Source organism: Prosthecobacter sp. (assembly GCF_029946185.1).
Lineage (GTDB): Bacteria > Verrucomicrobiota > Verrucomicrobiia > Verrucomicrobiales > Verrucomicrobiaceae > Prosthecobacter.
The window spans coordinates 1-22,614 of sequence record NZ_JAQSEA010000161.1 but is presented as its reverse complement, the minus strand read 5'-3'; the positions used below and the strand labels follow the sequence as shown (position 1 = coordinate 22,614).

The following is a 22,614-nucleotide window of genomic DNA, read 5'->3' as shown; positions in this document are numbered from 1 at the left end:
CCTAGCGTGGCAATCTGTCTTGCCGTTCGTCCAACGTAACTGTGCAAAACCACAATGTTCTTGAGTGCGAATCAATGTCCTTGTTAACCTTGTGGAATATGGCAACAAGTCCATGGGCGATTATGGATTCGAGCAAACCCAACTGGTTCGTTGTTGATCTCCGTGGTAGTCTCGTGCTCCACGAAGTTCGCGACTCTAAATACCGCTGGCGAGCAAGTCGCTTTTTCCTATGGCGATATCTATTTCCGCCAGCCGCTATCGCATTGCGAGCGGCTCACCATCGGGCCATCAGCTAGCCATGTTGATCTTACACTCGCCTTGGCGAGTGCCTGGGCTACACAGCAATATTACATTCTCTACGTGCTGCTCACTTCGCACTCAGGAGCTCTGCTTGGTCGGTATCAGTCGCCACTCATCGAGTCGTTCGAGGATTTGCAGGTGTTCTTTTACACCTTTGAAAAATTTCTGGAGTCTGACGGAAGGCACCACATTTGGATCAGTTCTCCAGCCAACGAAGGCATCCTCGTTTACGACCAGCACAATGTCATCTTTGCATACGGCGACTTATCCTCCTACGAAGCTGCTCTCCGCGACCGCGGATTTCAGCAGCAGGAGTTTTGGTTTCCCGCACCCCACTGCCACAGCTACCCGGCGAGCCACGTTGCTAACGAGGAGGATATTCTTTCTCATTTCGACTGGCAGTATTCACCGCTTCAAGAGGGAGACGAGTATGACTAATCCGACCGAATCGACTAATCCTGAGTCATGGCGACTGAACTTTCAGCTTTTGCTGAATGTGCCGGACTGTCATCTCCTGTCGTTATGAAGAGATGGTGCGCGATACAGGGTTCGAACCTGTGACCCCTACCATGTCAAGGTAATGCTCTACCACTGAGCTAATCGCGCGAGTCCGGGGGCGAAGTCTATAAACGGTCACTGCGATTTGGGCAAACGTTTTTTAAGAAGGAAATCAGCCATTGTTCACCTGCTTGCGCACCGTGGTGCCCTGATTCATCAAATCGTCTCGCTCCAAACCGGTGAGCCGGGTGATGGAACGCAGCAGCCAGAACAGCAGGCCCAGGGTCACGCCCATGAGCGGGATGCCGATGACGAGGAACCCACCCCAGTTCAGGCGGCCGATGGCCTTGGTGTATTCCTGGCTGCCCGGAACTTTGTCTCCGAGCAGGTAGAGGGCGAGGGCGAAATTGGACGCGGACGAGAGCAGCATCGTGCCCGCCATGCCCCAGGAGGCCTTTTTCAACAGCAGCGCAAAACGGTGGTGCTTCTCCGGCGTGTCCAGCGCTCGGTGCAGGGCGGGCTGGTTGATGATCTGCGGATTGAGCAGCATCTCGTTGATCAGCGGCTTGCCCCAGCGATGGCTCAGCGGGAAGGCAATGCCGAGGAAGATGGGGAACATCGCTTCCTTGGCGGCAAACCACATCGCATTCAGATGCCACAGCCCCAGTACTCCGGTGATGATGACGGCGATCAAGCCGAGTACCGAAAAGAAATTCAGCCCGCGCTTGTTCATGTAGCACCAGAGGCCAAATCCCAGCGGCAGCAGCATCGCCACCATCAGCGCCCAGAACGGCCCCAGCCGCTCGGGCGCACTGAGTTTTTCCAACGCAATCGAAGGCAAAATAATCGTAAGTCCGAGATCGAGCAGGGGATGAGGCTGTTTTTGGGTCACAGAATACAGTGGAATGACGAAGGTGGAATGTCGAACGACGAATCAGGTCTGAGGCCAAGGAATCGTCAAAGGTTGGTCAAGCAGTCAAGGCTCGACTCTTGACCGCTTGATCCATCTTGACTCCTTGACCTCCCCTTGCTTCCGTCCCTCCCTGTTGTACACACTTCCATGGTCGCCACCACAGCCCCCAGCCTCACCGAAGAAATCCTCCGCCTCAAAAAAGAACGCAATGCCGTGATCCTGGCGCACAATTACCAGGACAAGGCCATCCAGGAGATCGCTGATTTTGTGGGCGACTCCCTCGGCCTCGCCTACAAGGCGAAGGAGACTGAAGCGGATGTCATCGTCTTCTGCGGCGTGCATTTCATGGCAGAGACCGCCAAGATCGTGAACCCCGGCAAGATCGTCGTCCTGCCAGACGCCAACGCCGGCTGCTCGCTGGAGCAAAGCTGCCCCGGCCCGCAGCTTGAAGCCTTCTTAAAAGCGAACGCCGCCAAGAACTACTACGTCATCGCCTACATCAACTGCAGCGGGCACGTGAAGGCGCTGAGCGACTGCATTTGCACCAGCGGCAACGCCGACAAAATCGTCGAAGCCGCGCCGAAGGATCGCCCGATCCTCTTTGTGCCGGATCAAAATCTCGGCTCATGGGTCATGGAGCGCACGGGCCGCAAGATGGACCTGTGGAAAGGTGCCTGCTACGTGCACGTCGAGTTCACCCGCGACAGCATCCAGCAGATCAAAGACGAATACCCCGACGCCAAAGTCGTCGCCCATCCCGAGTGCACCTACGCCGTCCGCATCCTCGCCGATGAAGTCTGCAGCACGGAAAAGATGATCGGCTACTGCCGCAGCAGCCCCGCCAGCACTTTTATCATTGTCACCGAAAGCGGTATGCTCCACCGCCTGGAGCGCGAAGTCCCCGACAAAAAATTCATCCCCGGTCCCACCGGCCACTGCGCCTGCGCCGACTGCCGCTACATGAAGCTCAACACCCTGCAAAAGCTCCACGACTGCCTGCGCGATCTCTCGCCCCGCGTCGAGATGCCCGAAGACCTCCGCGCCCGTGCGGAGAAGCCGATTTTGCGGATGCTGGAGCTGAGCCGGTAAGCGGGCAGGACTTGCCTGTCAGAAGTACGACAGGCACTCCTGCCTGTCGATCAACGCTCCCTTTACACCCCGGCGTCTCCGCACGCGCCCCCCAGCACCAGATGATGTGGGCCACCTACCTCCACCACGCCGGCAGATCCGTCATCGTCTCCTTCAAAATCCCCCGGATCGCCACTCTCTCCGCTGGGGCCAGATGCGCGTGCTGCGCATCCGGCATCTCCCGCAGGTACAGCGCCATGTGATAATAGATGCGTTCCTTCAGCTCCTTCGGCGTGGCTTTCCAGGTGTCCGTGTAGAGCATGTAGCTGCAGCGGTGTTTGAACATGCGGGTCTTCAAATCGAGATCCCGCAGAGACAGGCCCGTCTTTGACATCTTGCGGTCGCGCAGGAAATCCTGCGCATAGGCAGGATCGCCCACGATGCCTTTGGTGGGAAACTTGGCCTCATCGGCAAAGGTGATGTACCGTGCCAGCTCCTGCGCACGTTCCTCGATCTCCGCCTTCGCCGCAGCGCCCAGCAGACCTTTGCTATCGCTCTTGAGCTGGCGCAGGGTGTAGATGGCATAGACCAGCCGGTTCTCGAAGCCCATCTGGTGCTCGTTCATCAGATTGGGCAGGATGTCGCTGGTGGGCAGCAGGTGCAGTCCCAGGTCTGAATACTGCCCTGGCTCTACCGGGACGATCTGGTTTTTCCCGTTGTTCGGGACGCCCATCACGTTCGCACGGTTCGGCGTCAGGTTATGATCGCCGGTCAGGTGCCAGCCGCCAAAGCGATCCTCCAGCGGAATCTGGTGCCCCTGCACATCCCGCCGAAACGTCTCCAGGCTCGATCCCGCACGCGAGACCAGCAGCGACTCCGCGATCAGTCCCGGAAGCCGCCGTGTCGCCTTGCCCGCGTGGCAGTTCATGCACTTCGTCGAGCGCGTCACATTCGGCACCGGCCCGCCGGGGCGCAGACGGTCAAAAACATAAAACATCGGCCCCATCTCGGGATCTGCGGCAATGATTTCCACCATCCCACCCGGCACCCAGCCGAGGTAGGTGTCCTCGTTGAAGTACAGCGCGCGTGGGTTGCGCGGATTGATGATCTCGCTTTGCAGCGAACTCGCGGAAAACACCAGTGTCTGCGAGTTGATGGGGATGTTCAGCGCCGCCAGCAGGCTCGTCAGGAAGGCCTTGTCGTTCGTAGTATCCAGCTTCACCTCGCCTTTCAGCGCCTTCTCCTGCAGCTCGGCAAAGCGGTCCTTCGGCTTCCAGGCAAGGTAGTTATGCGGCGGCCCCTTGAAATCGATGACGCGCAGCTCCTTCGTGTCCGCTGCCGAGGCGGCGGAAATCGACAAAAACAGCAGCATCGTCAGGAATGGGGAACACATCATGCTCTATACGCTTGCGAAGTTACCCAAATCACAGCAGACAACCAAAAACAATCATCAAACCGTATTCAGGTAACCCACTTCTCTTCATGCCCACCCTTCAGCCACGCCGTGCCGGCATTTTGATTCCTGTTTTTGCCCTGCGCACCCCTGAAGACCTCGGCATCGGCGATATCGGCGGCGTGCGCCAGCTCATCGACTGGTCCGCCGATACAGGGATCGGATTCGTTCAATTTCTCCCCATCAATGCCACCGGCAGCGACAGCAGCCCCTACAATGCCATCAGTTCCGTCGCGCTGGACTACCTCACGCTGGATCTCTCCCCGCTGGTGGTTCCTGAGCTGGATGAAAAATTCTACAGCACCATCACCGGCATCCTGCGCGTCGATCTGCTGCGTCACGGCTCGGTAAAATACCCCAAGGTGAGGCGGCTGAAAAAAACGCTGCTGCGCCGTGCCTTCAGCCAGATTGAAAGCCATCCCGCGCGCATGGCCCAGTTTGCGGCCTTCTGCGAGAAGGAGGCCGCGTGGCTGGATGACTTCTGCCTCTTCAAAGTCCTCATGGATGATCACGGGCATGAAGACTGGGCGAACTGGCGTGATGAGGTGAACTCCGCCTCTAAGGCCCACGCCTGGCGCGATGCCCAGGCCGACGAGATCGACGACCGCATTCTCTTCCATGCCTACGTGCAGTGGCTCTGCTTCAGCCAGTGGAGCGAGCTCCGTGCCTATGCCAACGGGAAGGGCGTCAAACTCATGGGCGACATCCCCTTCGGTATCTCCTGGTGCAGTGCGGATGTCTTTTTCAAGCCCGAGCAGTTTGATCTCACCTGGTGTGGCGGAGCTCCGCCGGAGACCTACTTCAAAGACGACTACTTTGTGCAGCATTGGGGGCAGAACTGGGGCATCCCCCACTACCGCTGGGATGTCATGGAGAGAGGAGGCTACCAGTGGTGGCGGCAGCGCACGCAGAAGCTGACCGAGGTCTTTGACATCTTCCGCATCGATCACGTGCTCGGCTTTTACCGCATTTACAGCTTTCCATGGCGGCCCACCCGCAATGCGGAGTTCTGCTACCTCAGCGATGAAGAAGCCAAAGCCCTCACTGGCGGCCGCCTGCCGCACTTCATCGCAAACGCCGACGACACACCCGAGAACAAAGCCGCCAATCTCGCCAATGGTGACAAGTACTTGCGCATGATCCTCGACGCCGCCGCTGGCAAAGCCGAGGTCGTCGCTGAAGACTTGGGCACCGTGCCTGACTACGTGCGCCCGCACCTGCTCAGCCTCGACATCCCCGGCTTCAAAGTCAGTCAGTGGGAGCACGGCGACCAAGGCCGTGTCGTCATGGGCAGCGCCTACGACAACTGCGCCTTTGCTACCTACGCCACGCACGATCATGAGCCCATGCGCACCCACTGGGAGCACCGCCGCCGCGATGCCTCCAGCAGCGATGAATCCGAGCGCGCTCTGGGCAACAAGGAGCTGGGAGACCTCGCCGAGTTTGCCGGCCTGCGCTTTTCCTACGAAGGCTGGCCTGAATACGACTCCCACATCCGCCACGCCCTGCTGGAAGCCCTGCTCACCAGCAACGCCCGGTATGCCGCCTTCATGCTCACCGATCTCTACGGCCTGGAGGATCGCTTCAACGTCCCCGGCATCGCCGCAGACAGCAACTGGAGCGCCCGCCTGCCCATGACCATGGCCGAACTCCGCCACGCCACGCCATGGAAGGAAGAGGGTGAATGGCTCAAGAAGGCGATCAAGAGCACGGGGCGGTGAGGTGAATCCGCCGTGCTTTAGAAGCTGATCATGACGCCAGCATTCACGCTATGGGAAGTGTAATTGGTGCTGCCGAATTGGCCGCCATAAAAGGCGTAAGCGCTGACCATGGGGGTGATCTGCGCCGTCAGCCCGATGTTCACCAAGGCACTGTCGCGGCCCATCATGGGACCGCTCACGCTGAACATGGAACCCGGGCACAGCGCGAGCTGAGAGGTGATCGACTGAGTGTTGTCGAGATACTCATGCTGCCAGGAGAGGCGCAACTGCGGGGTGATGCGGACGCTCTTCAGCATTGTCGTGAAACTGACGCGGATGCCGAGATTCGAACGCAGTGAACTCTGGTACTGATTGGGAAAGTTTAGAGGGGTCAGTGAACCGCTTTCAGTGAAGTCGTTGAGATTCACCTGGGTGTAGCCCAATGACACCACTGGACCAAACATCCAATTGTCCGCATGAAAATCGTAACCACCATTGAGCATTGAGTCGAACTGGACTCCGTTCGTGCCGCCAGTGGCCATGCCTAGCAGAGATGAACGAATCGTGTCATAAGAGTTGTAGCTCAGGCCCATCAGTGCATCCAGGTAAAAGCCGCCTCCAAACACGCTGGCGTAAACGTTGCTGCGATAGCTGTCCATTTGGATGCTGCCACCATTGGTCAGGCTGGCGGTGGTGTCTGAGTAAGTGCCGGAAGCCCCCACCACGAAATGATTGTTGACCAGGTAGCTTGCCCCCACCGTGCCTCCGACTGCCATGAAACTATAGCCGCTCGCATTCGCGGTGCCGTTGGCTGATGCGCCATTGCCGAGGCCCTGTACGTAGAAACTCCAGCGCTGGTTTTCCAGTCCTACCGGTGCACCGTTGGGGTTTCCAGATGATGGATTGAAACCGTTGGCCGTATAGCCGTTTGCGTTGTTGCGCACCTGATCAAGATGCTGCTTGACGGTGGTTGCCTGCGCTGCGGCCGCCTGGAAGCCCGCCTGGAAGATCGCTGTCAGTTCATCAGGGGCGATCTGGTCATAGAGCCCTGGGAGTGCCCCGATATTCTGGGCGTTGAGGTAGGTGAGAGCGGGATCGCCACCACCGGGATGCATCAGCTGGCATTGATCGAGCAGCGTCGCCACGGCTCCCTGATTCGGGGTGAGACCGGGAACCGTTTGGAACGACGACTGCACCCAGGTGAGGTAGGCGTTGTTCGGGTCATAGGTGATCTGCGGGTAGAGCAGCGTGCTGCCTTGCTGATAGACGAAGATCTGGTTAAAAGCGGTGTTGTAAATGGGGGCGGCTGGGAAATTGGAGGGGAACTGACCGGTAAGCCCTCCCGTGGTGTGGAGGAAGTTTTGTACATCGCCACCGCTGGGTACATAGACGCCGCTGAGATCATAAGGGGCGACTGCTCCACCGGTCAGATTGCCGGCTCCCGTCACATTGTACTGGGTGTAGGTGCCAGGCGTCGCACCCAGCAGGTGGATGCCGATCTGGCCGCCGGTTTGTGAATACCCACCCACATTGATCTGGAGCACCTGGGAGTTGAAGGTGTCCACGTTGCCGTTGGTGAGGGTCAGCACACCCGTGCCGAACGCCGTCGAGGTGGCGCCGAGCGGGTTGCCGACCAGCACATTGCCGGGGGTATTGACGGTCGTTCCGCCGCTGAAGAGGTTGCTGCCCAGCAGCACCGTGGTGCCTGCTCCGGTGATCGCCATTCTTCCCACTCCAGTGATCACACTGGTAGAGGCCTGGGTGTTGGTGCCGGGTGCAATCCATTGGACCAGGCCGTCATTGACCACATTGTTGCTGAAAGTTCCGCCATTAGCCAAATCAATGAGCATGGTCGCATCTGTTGCCACGGTGACCAGTGATGTTGCGTTGAGTGATCCAGTCAAACTGTTGCCCACTTGCAATGTGCCTGCGTTGACATTGGTCGCTCCGGTGTAGATGTTCGCACCGGTGAGCGTCAGTGTTCCGCTGCCCGCTTTGGTTAGCCCGAGCGTGCCATCGACCACGCCGCTGATCACCATTCCGTCAAGATTGTTGACGGTGATGGTCTGGGAGGTTCCTGCCAAAATCAAGCGGGTCGCGATGGTGGTCAATCCTGCGCCTGGGTTGATGCTGATTCCCGTGATGAGACCGGCTCCTGAAATAGTCAGTGTGTTCGTCCCGGAAATACTCACAGCGACGCTGTCATTCACCGTCAGACTGCTGATGTCCGCGTCGAAATCAAGCTGGGTCGCCTGTCTGATCGGCACGATGCCTGTCACTGAGAAAACCAGATTGGCACCAGCCAGCGGCATATTCACAGTGTCGGCCCCTGACGTATCTGTTGACCAGTTGATTTGTGACCAAAGATCGCTGGTTCCTCCGTTCCAATAAGTTCCTGTAACTACCAAAGGTAGCAGGCTTCCCACATTGGAGACGTTGTTGGTGTCCAGTGTGACGGCACCGGTGATGGCCAGCGCTCGCCCGCCGGAAAGCGAAGCACCCGTGGTTAAAGTGATGCTGTCCATAGCTAGGATATTGCCCATAAACGACGTGCCGATTCCCAAGGTCGCGGAACTCCCGATTTGCCAGAAAATATTCGGGTCGATGCCGCCTCCCACGGTCGAAACGGTGGAAAGACTCGACGTCGTCAGCGTACTGCCGACTTGAAACTCGAAGAGCGCATTGGGATCTCCCAGAGTGTCCAGGTGTAGATTGCCTGTCAGCTGGGCTGATGAGCTGAAGAAATAGACTCCTGGTGTAAGCGTGAGACCTCCCAAATCGATGCCGGTCAAGTCATTGGTAAAGGGGGTGGTGGCAATGGTATTGTAGGCCGTAATGGTATCGGCGTGGGCTGTATCCGCCGGTGCGATCCCGGCATAAATAGTTCCGATCACAGTTCCAGGGGGGAATCCAGTGATGGCAAACCCAGGGTAGACACCGACATCTCCAACAATGTTTGTCCCTCCGGTGTTAGTCACCGTCGAGCCCCCCAAAATGGTGAATGTTGACGCTGCACCTAGTGAGGGTGGGAGCTGCCCATGGGCCTGTGTCAGCGGGAGCGCAAGGAGGGCCGTGAAAAATAGCGGGCGGCAGCAGCCACGGAGGGACGCTTTGACTGCTTTCCAGACCGCTTCTGGTATGGTCCCGCAGGTCTCAGCAATACTGGGAATGTTGTTCGCACTCGCAGCTTCGCGGGCTGCTTGCGTAATGGCTTGAGTAGGCTCATTGCAATGCTGGTTCATCATCGGGTGGAGAATTGTGGGTTGGCGTGCTTAGATTGCACGAAGGATAAATCTGCCCGGCGTACCGACTCATTGCGATGGGGTAAAACCCTACCGAAAAAGGCTAATTAACTATAAGTTTATTGATTAAATTGAAAAACATTGGTCCCCACTCTCTCGCACGCGATCAAGCCCACAGAGCGCTAGCGCAGCCCCGTTGCGCGCATAGGCGCGGTATGGGTAGGGCGGCTGATCCACAGCCGTCATCGCGAGGCTGGGTGGGGATGATGGGTCTATGGTAGGGAGGGAATCCAAGGGCCTGAGGGCGGCGTGTGCAGAAGCAAGTGCACTCACTTCCAGAGCCATGCGTCCTTACGGCAGCCCCCACGTGCCACGCAGTGCTGCATAGTCCGCCTTTGGCAGCAGCACGTAATGCGGCGCTGCACCGGGATCGAGCCAGCGGAGGAGGCGGGTCAGATCCCCCTCAGCCATGGTCGTGCAGCCGGCGCTGGGCTTGTCGGGTCCACGACGCACATGGAAAAAGATGGCGCTGCCATAGCCGGGGGCGGAGGGGTTTTGATTGTGGCGGATCTCCAGCATCCATTTGTAGGCGGCATCTCCCAGGCGCATTTTTTGCTTCTCAAACCACGGCGGGATGCCCTGGCGGGGATCAATGCGGATGTGGCGGTTGTAATACTGCGGCAGGGACGAATCATCCACGTAAGCGTCCCACGGTCCCACCTGAATGTAGGGCCAGCGGGCACCGCGCGGTGGGGTGGCGGCATAGCCAAACAGCGAGCCGAGCTGAAACACGCCTGCCGGGGCACGCCAGTCCTTTTCCACCTTGGCGGGGATGCCATTCTGCGGCTGATTGAAGACGCCACGCCCCCAAGCCAGACCTTTCCTGCCCAGCAAAACCGGCACGGGCCTTTCAAAGACGGCCTGCCACGGCACCCCGGCTGAGGCACGCTGATAGCACTGCATGGTGGCCGTATTCGAGTTCCACGTGGCTGTCTGGGAGACGATCACCTGGCGCACCGCGCGACCTAGCTGCGCGTGAGACTCCGAAGGGCATAGGGCAAAAATGCCGATGCCTAGCAGGGTGAGAAGACCTGTCTTTTTTCGATGAAGAACTTTTTGGTATTGCATGGTGAAGCTGTTTCCGAATATATTCATTAAATCAACCCTGCCGGGTTAATTGGATTCAGGTTTTGGGGGTTTTTTTCCTGAGTTCCGAGTTCCGGCAGGGTTGTTTTTTTGCCTGCGGGCGGACATTAGCTGAATCTAGCACATTGATTCGCGGCCAACGTGTTCTAATGATGGCGACCATGAACTTTAGGTGCTTTTCAGCCATTCTTGTCGGAGCCGCAGCCTGCCTCAGTCTCTCGTCCTGTTCCAATTCCTCGATCGTCAGCCTCGACTACGTGCCGCAGGGCGGTCGCATGATGCGGGGAGCGCCAGACTTTGCCGTCGGTGAGTTCAAGGACAAGCGCGGTGAGCAGGCCCAGACGCTCGGCCATGTGCGTCTGCCCATCGGCCCCACGGTCGATACCATCCAGACCCGCCTGCCAGTCAGCGATGTCGTACGCAACGCCTTCGCCTACGCGCTGGAGTCACGCGGCATGCTGGCCACAGACGTGAAGGGCCGTTTCATCATCACCGGAGAAATCCAGGACCTGCGCTCCCAGCTCCTCGTGCATCCCTATGGCTATGCGCGCATCCGCGTGAATGTGGTGGAAGCCACCTCCGGCCGGGTGATTCACACCCGCGTCTATGAAGGCGAGCGCCAGAGCACAGCCTACCGTCCCGGCAGCGGCTCGCCTGTCCCCGTCCTCCGCGAACTGACCTCCCGTGCCCTGCAGGATGCGGTGGACCGCGCCCTGGATGACAACCGCATGCGCCAGCAAATCGGTGCCGGCACCGACAACCGCCCGCGCTACACGCCCGGCATGCTGTAAGCAGTAACGCACGCAAGGTGTGGAAGGAGAGGGACCATCCTGGTCCCTGTTTGGGAAGAGGGCTGGGTGAACGCGGAGCGTTGTGGGAGCAGGATGCTCCCACTCCTGCCGGAGGCGCCGGGTTGCTTGGAAGGAGAGGGACCATCCTGGTCCCTGTTTGAGAAGAGAGGTGGATGAACGCGGAGCGCTGAGGGAGCAGGATGCTCCCACTCCTGCCGGAGGCACCCTTCGCGGCCCTTGATCAAATAAGATCCGATAGTCTTATAGAACCTATTTCAGCGCCTGCCCTCCCTGCCAGTTTCTCTGCCTGCAATCATAGCAAAGCTTCGGTCTGCTATAGGGCGATGCCTTCGAAAACTCGAAATAATGCTGCTGCGAGCCAGCGGACCAAAAATCAGGCCTGCCGCAGTCGGTGCAGACAAATGTGATGTCTTGGTAGCAAACCGCCGGGATGCAGAGGGTGGCCTGGGTCGAGACCTCTGGATCAATAGGAATCGCGTCGTCAGGAATTTCCGACGCATTTTGGATCAAGCCGCGCTCCAGCAGCATTCGAATGCGTCGCGGCCGGTCGTCCAAGACTTTGCGCAGCCTTAGCTTGGACAGTTGGTGGTCGGCCTTCTTCATGAGTGACTGTGCTTATTTCGCCAGCACCTCATCCAGCACCCGCCCATCCGCGCCGGGGAATGGGATGCCGAGCAGCTTCGCCATCGTCGGTGTCACATCGATGTTCTTCATCTCCTCCAGCACCGCGCCCTGCTTCACGCCGGCACCGCTGATGACGAAGCCTCCATAGAGATTCGGGTCCGTCTGCAAATGGCCGTGGGCGCCCTTCGGTGGATCGTTCGGGATGATGACGTTGGTGTCAGCGAGGGAATCGGTGAAGGTGTAGCCATCCGCTGCGTACAGCACGAGGTCGGGTTCGCGGGAATCTTTCGCCGCAGTCACATGGTGCAGCTTCTTGTCGAAATCCTTCGCCTCCACCACGCCCTCCACACCTTCCAGCTTGCCCAGCGTGGGTATGATCTGCTTCAAAATGCCATCGCGATTCGCGTCATCCAGCACATAGACGAAGCACGCGCCGCCCTCAGCCATCGCGAACACCTGCGAGTCGGGCGCGAGGCTCTTGCCCAGCACCGATTTGACCAGACCATCCTTCCGCAGCGCCGCATTGGCATTGATGGATTTCGTGTAGGTGACAAAGCCGTGATCCGTCGTGATGACGAAAGTCGTCTTGTCGAAGATGCCCGCCTCTTGCGTGGCACGCACGATGTCTGCCACGCGATTGTCCGAATCATTCGCCGCCCAGTAGGCCTCCGCCACCTGACGGCCATGCCCATGCTCAAAGGAATCAAGGCTCACCAGATGCAGCGCCAGGAAGTTCGGCTTGTGCTTCTTGATGATGTGCTGCGCCAGCAGCGAGTACATGTAATCCCGCATCGCCTTGCCCGGATTGCCCATCTTGCACCACTCATTCTGTTTCTCGATCGGGATGCCCGCCGCGCGCGCATCCTCCAGCAGGGAAGGCGTGCCGTATTTCTCAAACAACGCCTGATCAAACACATCCGGCACCGTCCAGTCCAGCGTCTTCGCCCCGCGTGAGGCAGGCCAGATCACCCCGGCGGTGGTCAAACCGGCCGCCTTGGCCGCGTCATAAATCGTCGGGCTCTTCACGATCTCCTCCTTGTTGAAGATCGGATCAGGAATCAGCGGCACCTTCTTCCGTGTGGCGCGGTCAAAGTACTCATTCGCCAGCACCCCATGCTTCGCCGGATGCACCCCGGTGACCAGCGTCGTGTGGTTCGTCCACGTCACCGTCGGAAACGAGCACTCCATCCGCTGCGCCCGCACGCCCTTCGCCGCCAGCGCCTTCACCGTCGGCATGTGGCACTTCGGATCATCAAAATACTGATGCGCCCAGCCGTCGATGCTGATCAGGATGACGTGTTCGGAAGGGGCCGCATGAGCGAGCGATGCGGCGGTGACGAGGAGGGTGAGGGCGCGGGTGAGCATGAGAGAGCATCACAAACGGCCATTGGGCGTCAATCCTGTCAGCCCAGCAGGGAAGTACGACAGACACTCCTGTCTGTCGGTCAGCGTCACTGCCAAGGTCAACGGTTCGCGAATTTGTCTAGGCTGTGGGTCCCGAGTGCCCGGCCGGATTGGAGAGGATGAGGGCTGGTGTGATTGCGGGAGCGCTGACCGACGGGCAGGAGCGCCCATCGTACTCTAGAGGCAGGCATCCATCGCTCACCGCCACGCTGGTCGCATTATAGAAGGCAGGAGTGCGCGCCGACCCCAGCGCCCGCCATGCCCGGCGGTGTGTTGAATGGAAGGATCTGTGAACCCGTTGAGTTTTCAGGGCAGGTGTTGGCACCTTGGCACCAAACTCCGGAGTGGGGCCATGGGGCCAAATGGCACCGGTTTGGCCCCCCTGGCCCTTGGCCTTACTTCAGTGCCGAAGGGCGGATTTGCGCCGAAGTCTATCAGCGCGGACTGGGATTTCACTCCTTCGTGCCCGCTCCATGGGTTCTAGGGGCAGCTTCTTGGATGAACCCGGCGGTGATTCTGCTGGGCGGTGGGTTTTGGGTGTTGGGATCACTGGCTCATTCCGCTTCACCGTTGGGAGGTGGGATTTGGTATCACGATACCGATTTGATACCTGATACCAAGGGCGTTTAGGAGGCGGCTTTCGTGGATTAAGAACCACAGCGCAACAAAGGCCTAGGCGCGCGGGCCTCCGAGCCCGCAGCACTCCGCAAACAGAAATCGCCCCGCTTTTGCCGCACCCTCTGGAAGATGCATCGCGCTCGATGATCCGCGTGTTTGCGATGCGCAGCGTGCACCTACACCCGACAAGCGCGGACGACCTGCTGCGGGCTCGGAGGCCCCGCGCTCCTGGGCACTTTCTTCTGCGAGCGCGCCCTGCCACCCAAAGGTGTCCAATGCCTCCTGCCTGCTCCAAAGGGGGGCAACGAAGGCGCTGTGGCCCGAGTGGTCGGCCGACTCGGGGTGGATGAGGGCAGGTAATCCCATCGTTACATTAAGGCCGCGCGTCTCACTTCTTCCCAATGCAGAACAGCTTCTCCTGCGTGCGGATGAAAAGGCACCCATCGCTCACCGCCACGCTTGCGCGAACACTTGCCGCATTTCCATTTGGCTTGGACCCGTTGCCCATTTCATTCATGGAGAGCAGTTCAAACTTGTCCGTATTCGCCTTAGCCACATAGACCTCGCCCCAGAAGTTGATGCAGTACACTTTGTCATCCACCACGGTCGGGCTGCTTTCAAACTTCGTCTTGCCGCCGAGTTCGCCGGTCCACACCACCTTGCCCGTCTTCGGTTCCAGGCAGCTCAGGGTCTTCTTGCCGCCATCCAGCACGTAGAATTTGCCCTTATAGAAGGCAGGCGTCGGCACGTCGCTGGTCACACCCTTCGGCTCCGTCTGCCAGACCGGTTGGGTCTCGCCTTTGGAATCCAATGGCATGGCGTAGATAGGAGAATTCTTCGGCGCGCAGACGATGGCCATGCCGTCGCCTGTGACAGGGGAGGGGACGAGGCGGAAGAACTTGTTGTAGCCTTCGCCCGGTGGGTTCCACGTGGCGATGCGGGAGAGTTCGGTGCCCGTGGCGGCGTCGTGAATGGTCAGCGTATCGCCCCCGGAGATGAGCATCAGGCGCTGGCCTTTGTCAGTCGCGAAGATCGGGCTGCTGAAAGCCTCCAGCGATTCGGTATTCGCGAGGCTCGGGCGGATCTGCTTCCAGAGGTCCTTCCCGGTGGCTGGATCCAGAGCGAGGATGTAGCTGCTCATGTCCTTGCCGGCGGTGCCTTTTTCAAACTTGTCCTGAAATTTGAAGGCCTCATTGCGCTGCAGCACCTGGATGTAGAGCTTTCCACCGTCCAGCGCGGGGCTGCTGCCATAGGTCCACTGCGTGGCGAAGGCGCCGTGCGTCTCTTTAAAGTCGCGCTTCCACACGATCTTGCCGCTGAAATCACACGCGGCGGCGATGGCGTTGGCAAACAGGAAGTAAACGTGATCACCATCCGTCACGGCGGAAGGGCTGGCGAGATTGCTCTTGTCGTCCCACTGAATCTCCGAGCCTTCGCTCACGGTCACGCGCCACTTTTCCTTGCCGGTCTTCGTGTCATAGCACAGGCCCACGAGTTTTTTCTCCGCCACAATCGGAGCTGTGATGAAAAGATTGTCGCCCCAGATCACCGGCACGGAGGCGGACAGCCCCGGCATCTCAGTCGCCCACTTCACGCCTTCGGTGGTGCTGAATTTTTCCGGCAGGCCCGCTTCACCCGAAGAGCCGTCTTGGTTCGGCCCGCGCCAGCTCGGCCAGTTTTCGGCGATAGCAGCGGAAGAGAGCAACAAAGAGGCGAGAAGGAGGGCGGCGGGTGATTTCATGTCGAATGGGAGAGAAGCGAATACGCACTGGCATGTCGAGATGTTTTAGCGAATTGATCAATACCCTTGAATCTGACCTCCTGGCAATCCACCGCACTCGCACTTCTCGGCTGTACAGTCGGGCTGGTGCTGCATTTGCTCTGGCATCCGCTGCGCAGGCATTTGTCAGACGCATGGGATTGCCTGCGCCTCCACCCCGTGTTGATGGCCTGCACCGCCGGAGCCATGCTGCTGGCCGCGGCTTTAAGTGGCGAGAAAGTCACGTCTTATCCGTTACATCAGCTCACGGACTGGGAAGATATGATCCTCCCGCTGGCGCGCGATGCGCTGGCTCACCTGGCCATGCTTCCGCATGCTCTTCTCCCGCCTTGGCCGCTGGCCTGCGCGATGCCTCTGTTGCTTGTTTTTTTGACGATCCGCATCTGGCGCTGGCCCTACCGCTACGGAGAGCGTAGGCCGGTACTGGAGCAAAAATGTATCCTTTTAAGCGTTACATTAATCGGCTTTGCCTGGCTTGTCATGGAAGGGGCAAGTCTGCGCAAAATGCTGCCCGAATGGGTGGAGACAATGAAACTTGGTCTGCGTTACATTTTCACCGCCATAGCTGCGGCGGGTGTGCAGGTATGGCTGGTACGCTTTCTCATCGAATGGGAAAACCCGCACGACACAGAAACCGACGGTGATGCCGCCGCCGCACTGGAGCATACCTTTGCGCGCTGGCAGGGCGTGGCCTATCTCGCGGGGTTCAATCTGCTTTGGATGAGCTGGCGCTGGTGGCAGCTCAGCACCCCCCAAAGCGTGGGCGCATGGTGGTGGGTGGAACTGCTCATTCTCTTTGCCGCGCTTCCGGTCGCCGTGGCGGCGGCTCCCGGCCCCTTCTGGCAGCAGGGCGCCGCTGCCCTGCGCATTTTGTGGCGGGCTGCCGTGCCCCTCTTCCTGCTCTCCATCACCGCCCTCGCCTTTTTGATTCTCGCTCTTTATGCGGTGGAAATGGGTCGCGCAGCCTGTGCCGGATCGCCCCTATGGTGCATGATCTTGCTGCCGCTGAACGCTTTGGTGCTTGCCATGCTGGATTGCTGGCTATTGCTAACAGCCCTACTTCTCATGCTGCGCTTTGGCTTTTCACGTTCTCCCTCCGCATGACCAGCGGCACGCTTTCTCCAGAACAAATCGTGCGGCGGGCCAAGTCGAACCTCGCTTTCGCGCTCGCCTGCCTGCCCAAGGAACGCCGCCGCGACATGATCGCGTTCTACGCCTTCTGCCGTGTCGTCGATGACATCGCCGACGACCCCGATGCCAGCCCGGCGGACAAAGAGAAAGAGCTCAACCACTGGAAGCACTGCGTGGAGGCAGGCAATCCGCCCGGCCACCCCGTGCTCGATGAAATGATCGTGCTGCCAGAAAAATACGGCTTCCCCCGCGCCTGGCTTTGCGAGATCATCGACGGCGTCGCCAGCGACATCACCAAGACCCGCTACGAGACCTTTGAGGAACTGCTCGGCTACTGCTACAAGGTCGCCAGCGTCGTCGGCCTCGTCAGCATCGAGATTTTCGGCCATCAAAATCCCGCCACCAAGGAATACGCCATCAATCTCGGCTACGCCCTCCAGTTCACCAACATCATCCGCGACGTCGGCCAGGACGCCCGCGACACCGGCCGCATCTACCTCCCCCAGGCCGAGCTGCGAAAATTCGGCGTGCTGGAAAGCGAGATCCTCCACGCCCGCCCCAGCGAGCGCTTCATCAAGATGATGGACTTCCAATATGCCCGCGCGCGCAGCTACTACGATGCCGCGCAAAAAGCCCTGCCGCCCGAAGACCGCAAAAACATGGTCGCCTCCGAGATCATGGCAGCGATCTACTCGCGCATCCTCGAAAAGCTCAAGCGCGAGCGTTACCCCGTCTTCACCAAGCGCGCCCGCCTCAGCAAACTGCACAAGGTCTGGATCCTCGGCAGCCACCTCATCAAGGCACGGTTTGGGAAATGAGGAGCCTCCGGCAGGAGAGGGACCATCCTGGTCCCTCAACGCTCCGCCACGCCCAACATACGATCACTTGCGCACGCTTTGTCCGTAGGTTGGGTGTGTTTGGGCGTCCAAAGCACTCGCATGCTTCATTGCTCGCCTCGCCAAACCGCCCGACTGCGAGGACGTCCGTACGCCATGGGGCTTGTGACACGCTGACAGACGGGCGGGCTTACGCCACACCCATCCTACGAACGAGCCTGCGCCAACCGATTTGATGGAAATTCTCATTCCAACAAGGCCTCTTCTTCTGGAGATGCTACCCAGGCTTTCTTTCCGCCTGAGGTCCGCTCTACTGCGGGTCTTTGATCCGGTCGAATCCAATACTTTCCTGATAGAAACCCCGCTTTTTATGCGCCTTCTTCTCCCCCTTTCCCTCATGCGTTCTTTTGCCCTCCTGCTCCTCCTCGCCCTCGCCACCACCGGCCACGCTGAACCCAAGCCGCTCAAAGCCCTCCTCGTCGCCGGAGGCTGCTGCCATGACTACGCCAAGCAGCATCTGATCCTCAGCCAGGGCATCCAGTCACGCGCCAATGTCCAGGTCGATGTGGTGTGGACGGATGACAAATCCGTCAACCCGCCGCTGCCGCTCTACGACAATCCCGATTGGGCCAAAGGCTACGACATCATCATCCATGACGAATGCGCCGCCGGCCTGCGTGACATGGCCGTGGTGAAGCGCATTCTCGATGCCCACAAGACCATCCCCGCCGTGCATCTGCACTGCGCCATGCACAGCTTCCGCACCGGCACCGATGCCTGGTTCAAGCACCTCGGCATCCAGTCCGCCTCCCACGGCCCGCAGGAGCCCATCGCCCTCACGTTTGTCGATAAAGAGCACCCGATCACCAAGCCGCTGGCCGACTGGACCACCATCAAAGAGGAGCTGTACAACAATGTGAATATCTTCGACGGCCATCCGCTCGCCATGGGCAAGCAGGTCGTCAAAGGCAAGGACGTTGACTACGTGGTGGCCTGGACCAATGAAAAATCCGGTGCCCGCAGCTTCAGCACCACCATTGGGCATAACAACGAAACCGTCGCCGATGCACGTTACCTTGATCTCGTTACACGCGGCTTGCTCTGGTCCATGGACAAGCTCACGCCGGAATACCTCACCCCTTTCAAAGGCGAAAATAAAGTAACGTTTGTCGCCGCCAAGCCCGTCGCAGCCCCAAAGCCAGCGACGCCCCCCACACCGCCCAAGGATGCCCTGCCCATCAAAGCCAGTGCCAGCAGCGAAGAGTCCGGCAAGGGCAACTATGCCTGGAAAGCCGTCGATGGCGATCCCAACACCCGCTGGTGCGCCAGCAGCCCCTCCTATCCGCAGTGGCTCCAGCTTGAACTCGAAAAGCCGCAGACGCTCACCGGCATCGCCACCACCTGGGAAAACGGTGGCGTGTATCAGTTCAAAGTCGAAGGCAGCACCGATGGCAAAACATGGAGCACACTCGTCGATGGCAGCGCCAACACCAAGAACGCGCCCTACTCGAACGACTTCGCCAAGGCCGACGGCATTCGCTTCGTGAAGATCCACGCCCTCGGAAAAACCAGCGGCGGCTGGGCCAGCATCAAGGAAGTCACCTTCAAAGGCCCAAGCATCAAAGCCGTCGCCCCCAAGCTCAGCGCCGCGCAGCAGCAGCAATACGACAAAGCCGCCGACCCGCTCAAAGACGCTGGCAACGTCACCCCAAAAATCGTCAAGCTCACGCCCGAGCAGGAGGCTGCCATCTTGAAGGACGTGAAGGTGCCGGATGGCTTCGAAGTCTCCCTCTTCGCCCCACCGCAGTCGGCGAACTACCCCGTCTTCGTCGCCGCCGCACCCGATGGCACCCTTTACGTCAGCAGCGATGGCAACGGCTCGCTTGGTCGCGCTCCGCATCGTGGCCGCATCCTGCGCCTGAAGGATCACGATGGCGACGGCCGCGCCGATGAGGTGAAGGAATTCGTCAAAGACGTCGATGCCCCGCGCGGCCTCGTCTGGGACAAAGACCGCCTCTACCTCGTCCATCCGCCGCATCTCAGCGCCTACATCGACAAAGACGGCGACGGCGTGGCCGATGAAGAAAAGGTGCTCGTCAAAAACATCGCCTTTGGCTACAAAGACCGTCCCGCTGACCACACCACCAACGGCCTCAGCCTCGGCATCGACGGCTGGCTCTACATCGCCGGGGGCGACTTCGGTTTCATGGATGCCGAAGGCACCGACGGCAAGCACCTGCAGCATCGCGGCGGCGGCGTCATTCGCGTCCGCCCCGACGGCACCGGCTTGGAAGTTTACTCCACCGGCACGCGCAACATCCTCGAAGTCGCCATCAGCCCCCTCATGGACATCTTCGCCCGCGACAACACCAACGACGGCGGCGGCTGGAACGTCCGCTTCCACCACTTCACCGGCCTCGACGACCACGGCTACCCGCGCCTCTATAAAAACTTCCCCGACGAATGCATCGCCCCCCTCGCCGACTACGGCGGCGGCTCCGGCTGCGGTGCCGTGTACATCGATGAACCCGGCTTCGGTCAATGGAACAACGCCCCCTTCACCTGCGACTGGGGCACCGGTGCCTTGTGGCATCATCAAGTGAAACCCAAAGGTGCCACCTTCGAAGAAACCCGCCCGCCCGAGCCCTTCATCAAAATGACCCGCCCCACCGACGCCGACGTCGATGGCAACAGCCGCGTCTATTGCGCCAGTTGGAAAGGTGCCACCTTCAACTGGGAAGGCCCCGATGTGGGTTACATCGTCCAAGTAAAACCCAAAGGCTTCAAACCCGAGCCGCTGCCAGATTTCGCGAAGGCGAAGGATGAGGAACTGGTGAAGCAGTTGGAGTCACCGAGTTATCGGCGGAGGATGGAGGCGCAGAGGGAATTGGTGAAGAGAGAATGGGGCGGCACCCATCAAAAGCTTTTGGAATCGTTGAATCATTTCAACTCCAGCTATGATATCGCATGGGCAGTGGCCCAACTTGGGGCCGTTGTGAATCACGCTGGCGCCAAGGGCGTTCTCGAATCTTCGCAGGGCTTTGCTGACGATGAAATGAAGCTTCAATGGAACATTTCTCGCCATATGGGCCGTGTTCCTGTGATCAAAAGCAAAAGTGATCACGGTGACCAGACCGCGCCTCTTCGTATCAACACTATCCCCCGATGGGTGGGCCAAGGGCCTGATGATCCTTCAATATTGCATTTGGCGATGATCGAACGCTTCGTGGCGACACGGGATGCCGAACACTTGGTTTCACACTCGATGCCTTCTGAACTGGCTGGATCATCGGTGCTCACATTAATCACGGTGGAAGCAAGCCGACGCTTGGGCAACGACGCTGCAAGGGAATGGCTTCAGCAGTTGGATGGCTCTAAGCACCCCCAGATCACGGATTTGGCGTTGCGCTGCCTTCGTGTCGTTCACACTCCCGAAGTCGTCTCCGGCCTCATCTCACGCCTCACCACCGCCACCGATCCCGCCTTGCGCCAGGGCATCCTCGCCGCCCTCTGCCGTCTGCATTTCCATGAAGGCGAATGGAAAGGCGATTCCTGGAGCACGCGCCCCGACACGCGCGGCCCCTACTACCAGCCCGAGCCATGGAGCGAGACGCCGAAGATCGCCGCCGCCTTGAAGGACGCACTCGCCAAGGCATCACCCGACGAAGCCGCCTTCCTCGTCAAAGAGATGAACCGCAACCGCATCCAGTCGAGCGATGCCCTGGATCGCATCCTCGTCCTCGCTAAACAGGACGCCAAGGTGATCCCCGATGCCGTCGCGCAGCTTGCCACCGCAGACACCATCCCTGCGGATGCCATTCCCTTGCTGATCACCGCCGCCAACAGCAAGCAACTCGATCCGCAGAGCGCCGCCGCGACGCTCGCCAACACGCTCACCGCCATCGCCAAAACCGACAGCGCAGCCGCGTGGACCGCCGCCCTCAACGCCCTCATCACGCTCGATGCCCAGCAAGGCTCCGGCAAAGAACAGGAAGCCGGACGCACCGCCTTCCTCAACGCGCCCAAACTCGAAAACGTCCATCAGGCCTTCGAAGCCGAAGCTGCCAAAGTCGGCACCCCCACCGCTATCTGGGCAGAAGCCGCCCTGCTCAGCCTCGCCGAACGCAAGACCGGCAGCCCTGAATCACGCGAGATGTCACAGAAGGCACTCGCCGCCGGTTGGACGGATGCCAAGCGCCGCCTCCAAATCATCAGCGCCGCCGTCAAGATCAAGAGCCACGCCATCGATGACAAAATCCTCGCCGCCACCTCCGACTCCGACCCACACCTTTCCAAGGCCGCGCAGAACGCCGTGAAGAGCCTCAAGCTCGTCGCCAAAGGCGAAGACAAGACCCCCAAGATCGGCTCTCTGAAACCCGAAGACGCGCTCACCGCCGTGCTCAAAACCAAAGGCGACATCGCCCTCGGCGAGCAGATCTTCACCAAGGCCACCTGCATCGCCTGCCACACCACCAAAGAATCCGAAGCACAGAAAGGCCCCTATCTCGGCAACATCGCCCAGACCTACAAGCGCCCCGAACTCGCCCAGAACATCCTCGATCCCAACAAGACCATCGCGCAAGGTTTCGCCAGCGAAGTCATCACCCTCAACGACGGCACCCAGCAGCTCGGCTTCATCACCCTCGAATCCGCTGACAACGTCAAGCTCCGCAACATCACCGCGCAGGAGTTCACCTTCGCCGTCAAGGACATCAAGAGCCGCCAGAAGCTCCCCATCTCCATCATGCCCCCCGGCCTCCTCGCCAACTACTCCGTCCACGAATTCGCCAGCCTCCTCGACTACCTGGAATCACTGGCAAAGAAGTAAACGAGTTCCCGAATAGTGGGTTCTATATCTGGCGGGTCATTCGCGGTCGTACGATGGGTGTGGCGACAGCCCGCCCGTCTGTGAGCGCGTTGCAAACACACGGGCCTGCGAGTGTCCTCGCAGTCGGGCGGTTTGGCGAAGAGGGCTGGTGGCGTCGCAAAGTCTTCGACGCCAAATACACCCAACCTACAGGAATAGAAGTCAAACTATTGGGTGGAAATTCTATACGGTGTCTTCGCAAATAGAAAAGCTGCACCGTCT

14 protein-coding genes and 1 tRNA gene are annotated in these 22,614 nt (G+C 59.5%); 7 read left to right on the top strand and 8 right to left on the bottom strand.

The genetic code is table 11. The features are described from left to right. The first annotated feature begins 162 nt into the window (after positions 1–162). Entirely contained in the window at positions 163–738 is a 576-nt protein-coding gene (locus PSV43_RS14130; protein WP_300198362.1) for a hypothetical protein, read from the top strand. Positions 739–831: 93 nt separating this feature from the next. On the opposite strand, the gene PSV43_RS14125 is transcribed toward PSV43_RS14130, so the two are convergent. Both PSV43_RS14125 and PSV43_RS14120 read right to left on the bottom strand, forming a co-directional pair. Beyond that, positions 832–906 (bottom strand) — tRNA-Val (locus PSV43_RS14125). A 64-nt stretch (positions 907–970) separates the two neighbouring features. Beyond that, positions 971–1,690, bottom strand: a complete 720-nt coding sequence (locus PSV43_RS14120; RefSeq protein ID WP_300198360.1) for a VC0807 family protein — start codon at positions 1,688–1,690, stop codon at positions 971–973. A gap of 168 nt (positions 1,691–1,858) precedes the next feature. Between PSV43_RS14120 and nadA the strand changes: the two genes are divergently transcribed. Next, complete coding sequence (gene nadA / locus PSV43_RS14115; protein WP_300198357.1) at positions 1,859–2,800, top strand: quinolinate synthase NadA; 942 nt, start codon at positions 1,859–1,861, stop codon at positions 2,798–2,800. A gap of 115 nt (positions 2,801–2,915) precedes the next feature. On the opposite strand, the gene PSV43_RS14110 is transcribed toward nadA, so the two are convergent. Continuing rightward, the gene (locus PSV43_RS14110) at positions 2,916–4,175 is read right to left on the bottom strand and encodes a hypothetical protein (RefSeq protein WP_300198354.1); all 1,260 of its coding nucleotides are present in this window, start codon (positions 4,173–4,175) and stop codon (positions 2,916–2,918) included. Between the two features lie 86 nt (positions 4,176–4,261). Here PSV43_RS14110 and PSV43_RS14105 point away from each other — a divergent pair, with 86 nt between their 5' ends. Beyond that, positions 4,262–5,953, top strand: a complete 1,692-nt coding sequence (locus tag PSV43_RS14105) for a 4-alpha-glucanotransferase (RefSeq protein ID WP_300198351.1) — start codon at positions 4,262–4,264, stop codon at positions 5,951–5,953. Positions 5,954–5,970: 17 nt separating this feature from the next. Here the strand turns inward: PSV43_RS14105 and PSV43_RS14100 are convergent, their stop codons facing one another. Together PSV43_RS14100 and PSV43_RS14095 are read right to left on the bottom strand one after the other, a co-directional pair. Then, positions 5,971–9,174 (bottom strand): ice-binding family protein, encoded by a 3,204-nt coding sequence (locus PSV43_RS14100; protein ID WP_300198391.1) that lies wholly within the window; start codon positions 9,172–9,174, stop codon positions 5,971–5,973. 351 nt (positions 9,175–9,525) lie between these two features. Beyond that, positions 9,526–10,302, bottom strand: a complete 777-nt coding sequence (locus PSV43_RS14095; protein ID WP_300198348.1) for a L,D-transpeptidase family protein — start codon at positions 10,300–10,302, stop codon at positions 9,526–9,528. 179 nt (positions 10,303–10,481) lie between these two features. Between PSV43_RS14095 and PSV43_RS14090 the strand changes: the two genes are divergently transcribed. After that, positions 10,482–11,111, top strand: a complete 630-nt coding sequence (locus PSV43_RS14090) for a hypothetical protein (protein WP_300198345.1) — start codon at positions 10,482–10,484, stop codon at positions 11,109–11,111. Positions 11,112–11,381: 270 nt separating this feature from the next. Here the strand turns inward: PSV43_RS14090 and PSV43_RS14085 are convergent, their stop codons facing one another. The 3 genes from PSV43_RS14085 to PSV43_RS14075 all read right to left on the bottom strand — a co-directional run bounded on the left by PSV43_RS14085 (position 11,382) and on the right by PSV43_RS14075 (position 15,519). Then, the gene (locus PSV43_RS14085) at positions 11,382–11,735 is read right to left on the bottom strand and encodes a zinc-ribbon domain containing protein (protein WP_300198342.1); all 354 of its coding nucleotides are present in this window, start codon (positions 11,733–11,735) and stop codon (positions 11,382–11,384) included. Positions 11,736–11,747: 12 nt separating this feature from the next. Then, the gene (locus tag PSV43_RS14080; RefSeq protein ID WP_300198340.1) at positions 11,748–13,121 is read right to left on the bottom strand and encodes an alkaline phosphatase family protein; all 1,374 of its coding nucleotides are present in this window, start codon (positions 13,119–13,121) and stop codon (positions 11,748–11,750) included. A gap of 1,045 nt (positions 13,122–14,166) precedes the next feature. After that, on the bottom strand, positions 14,167–15,519 hold the full coding sequence (locus tag PSV43_RS14075; RefSeq protein ID WP_300198337.1) for a PQQ-binding-like beta-propeller repeat protein: 1,353 nt from the start codon (positions 15,517–15,519) through the stop codon (positions 14,167–14,169). A 66-nt stretch (positions 15,520–15,585) separates the two neighbouring features. On the opposite strand from PSV43_RS14075, the gene PSV43_RS14070 reads away from it, so the two are divergent. From PSV43_RS14070 to PSV43_RS14060, 3 genes are all read left to right on the top strand, one after another. Continuing rightward, on the top strand, positions 15,586–16,662 hold the full coding sequence (locus tag PSV43_RS14070; protein ID WP_300198333.1) for a hypothetical protein: 1,077 nt from the start codon (positions 15,586–15,588) through the stop codon (positions 16,660–16,662). Beyond that, entirely contained in the window at positions 16,659–17,507 is an 849-nt protein-coding gene (locus PSV43_RS14065; RefSeq protein WP_300198330.1) for a squalene/phytoene synthase family protein, read from the top strand. The genes PSV43_RS14070 and PSV43_RS14065 overlap by 4 nt, the downstream gene beginning before the upstream one ends. A 415-nt stretch (positions 17,508–17,922) precedes the next feature. After that, a complete protein-coding gene (locus PSV43_RS14060; RefSeq protein WP_300198327.1) occupies positions 17,923–22,353 on the top strand; it encodes a discoidin domain-containing protein in 4,431 nt (1,476 codons plus the stop codon). Positions 22,354–22,614: the final 261 nt, after the last annotated feature.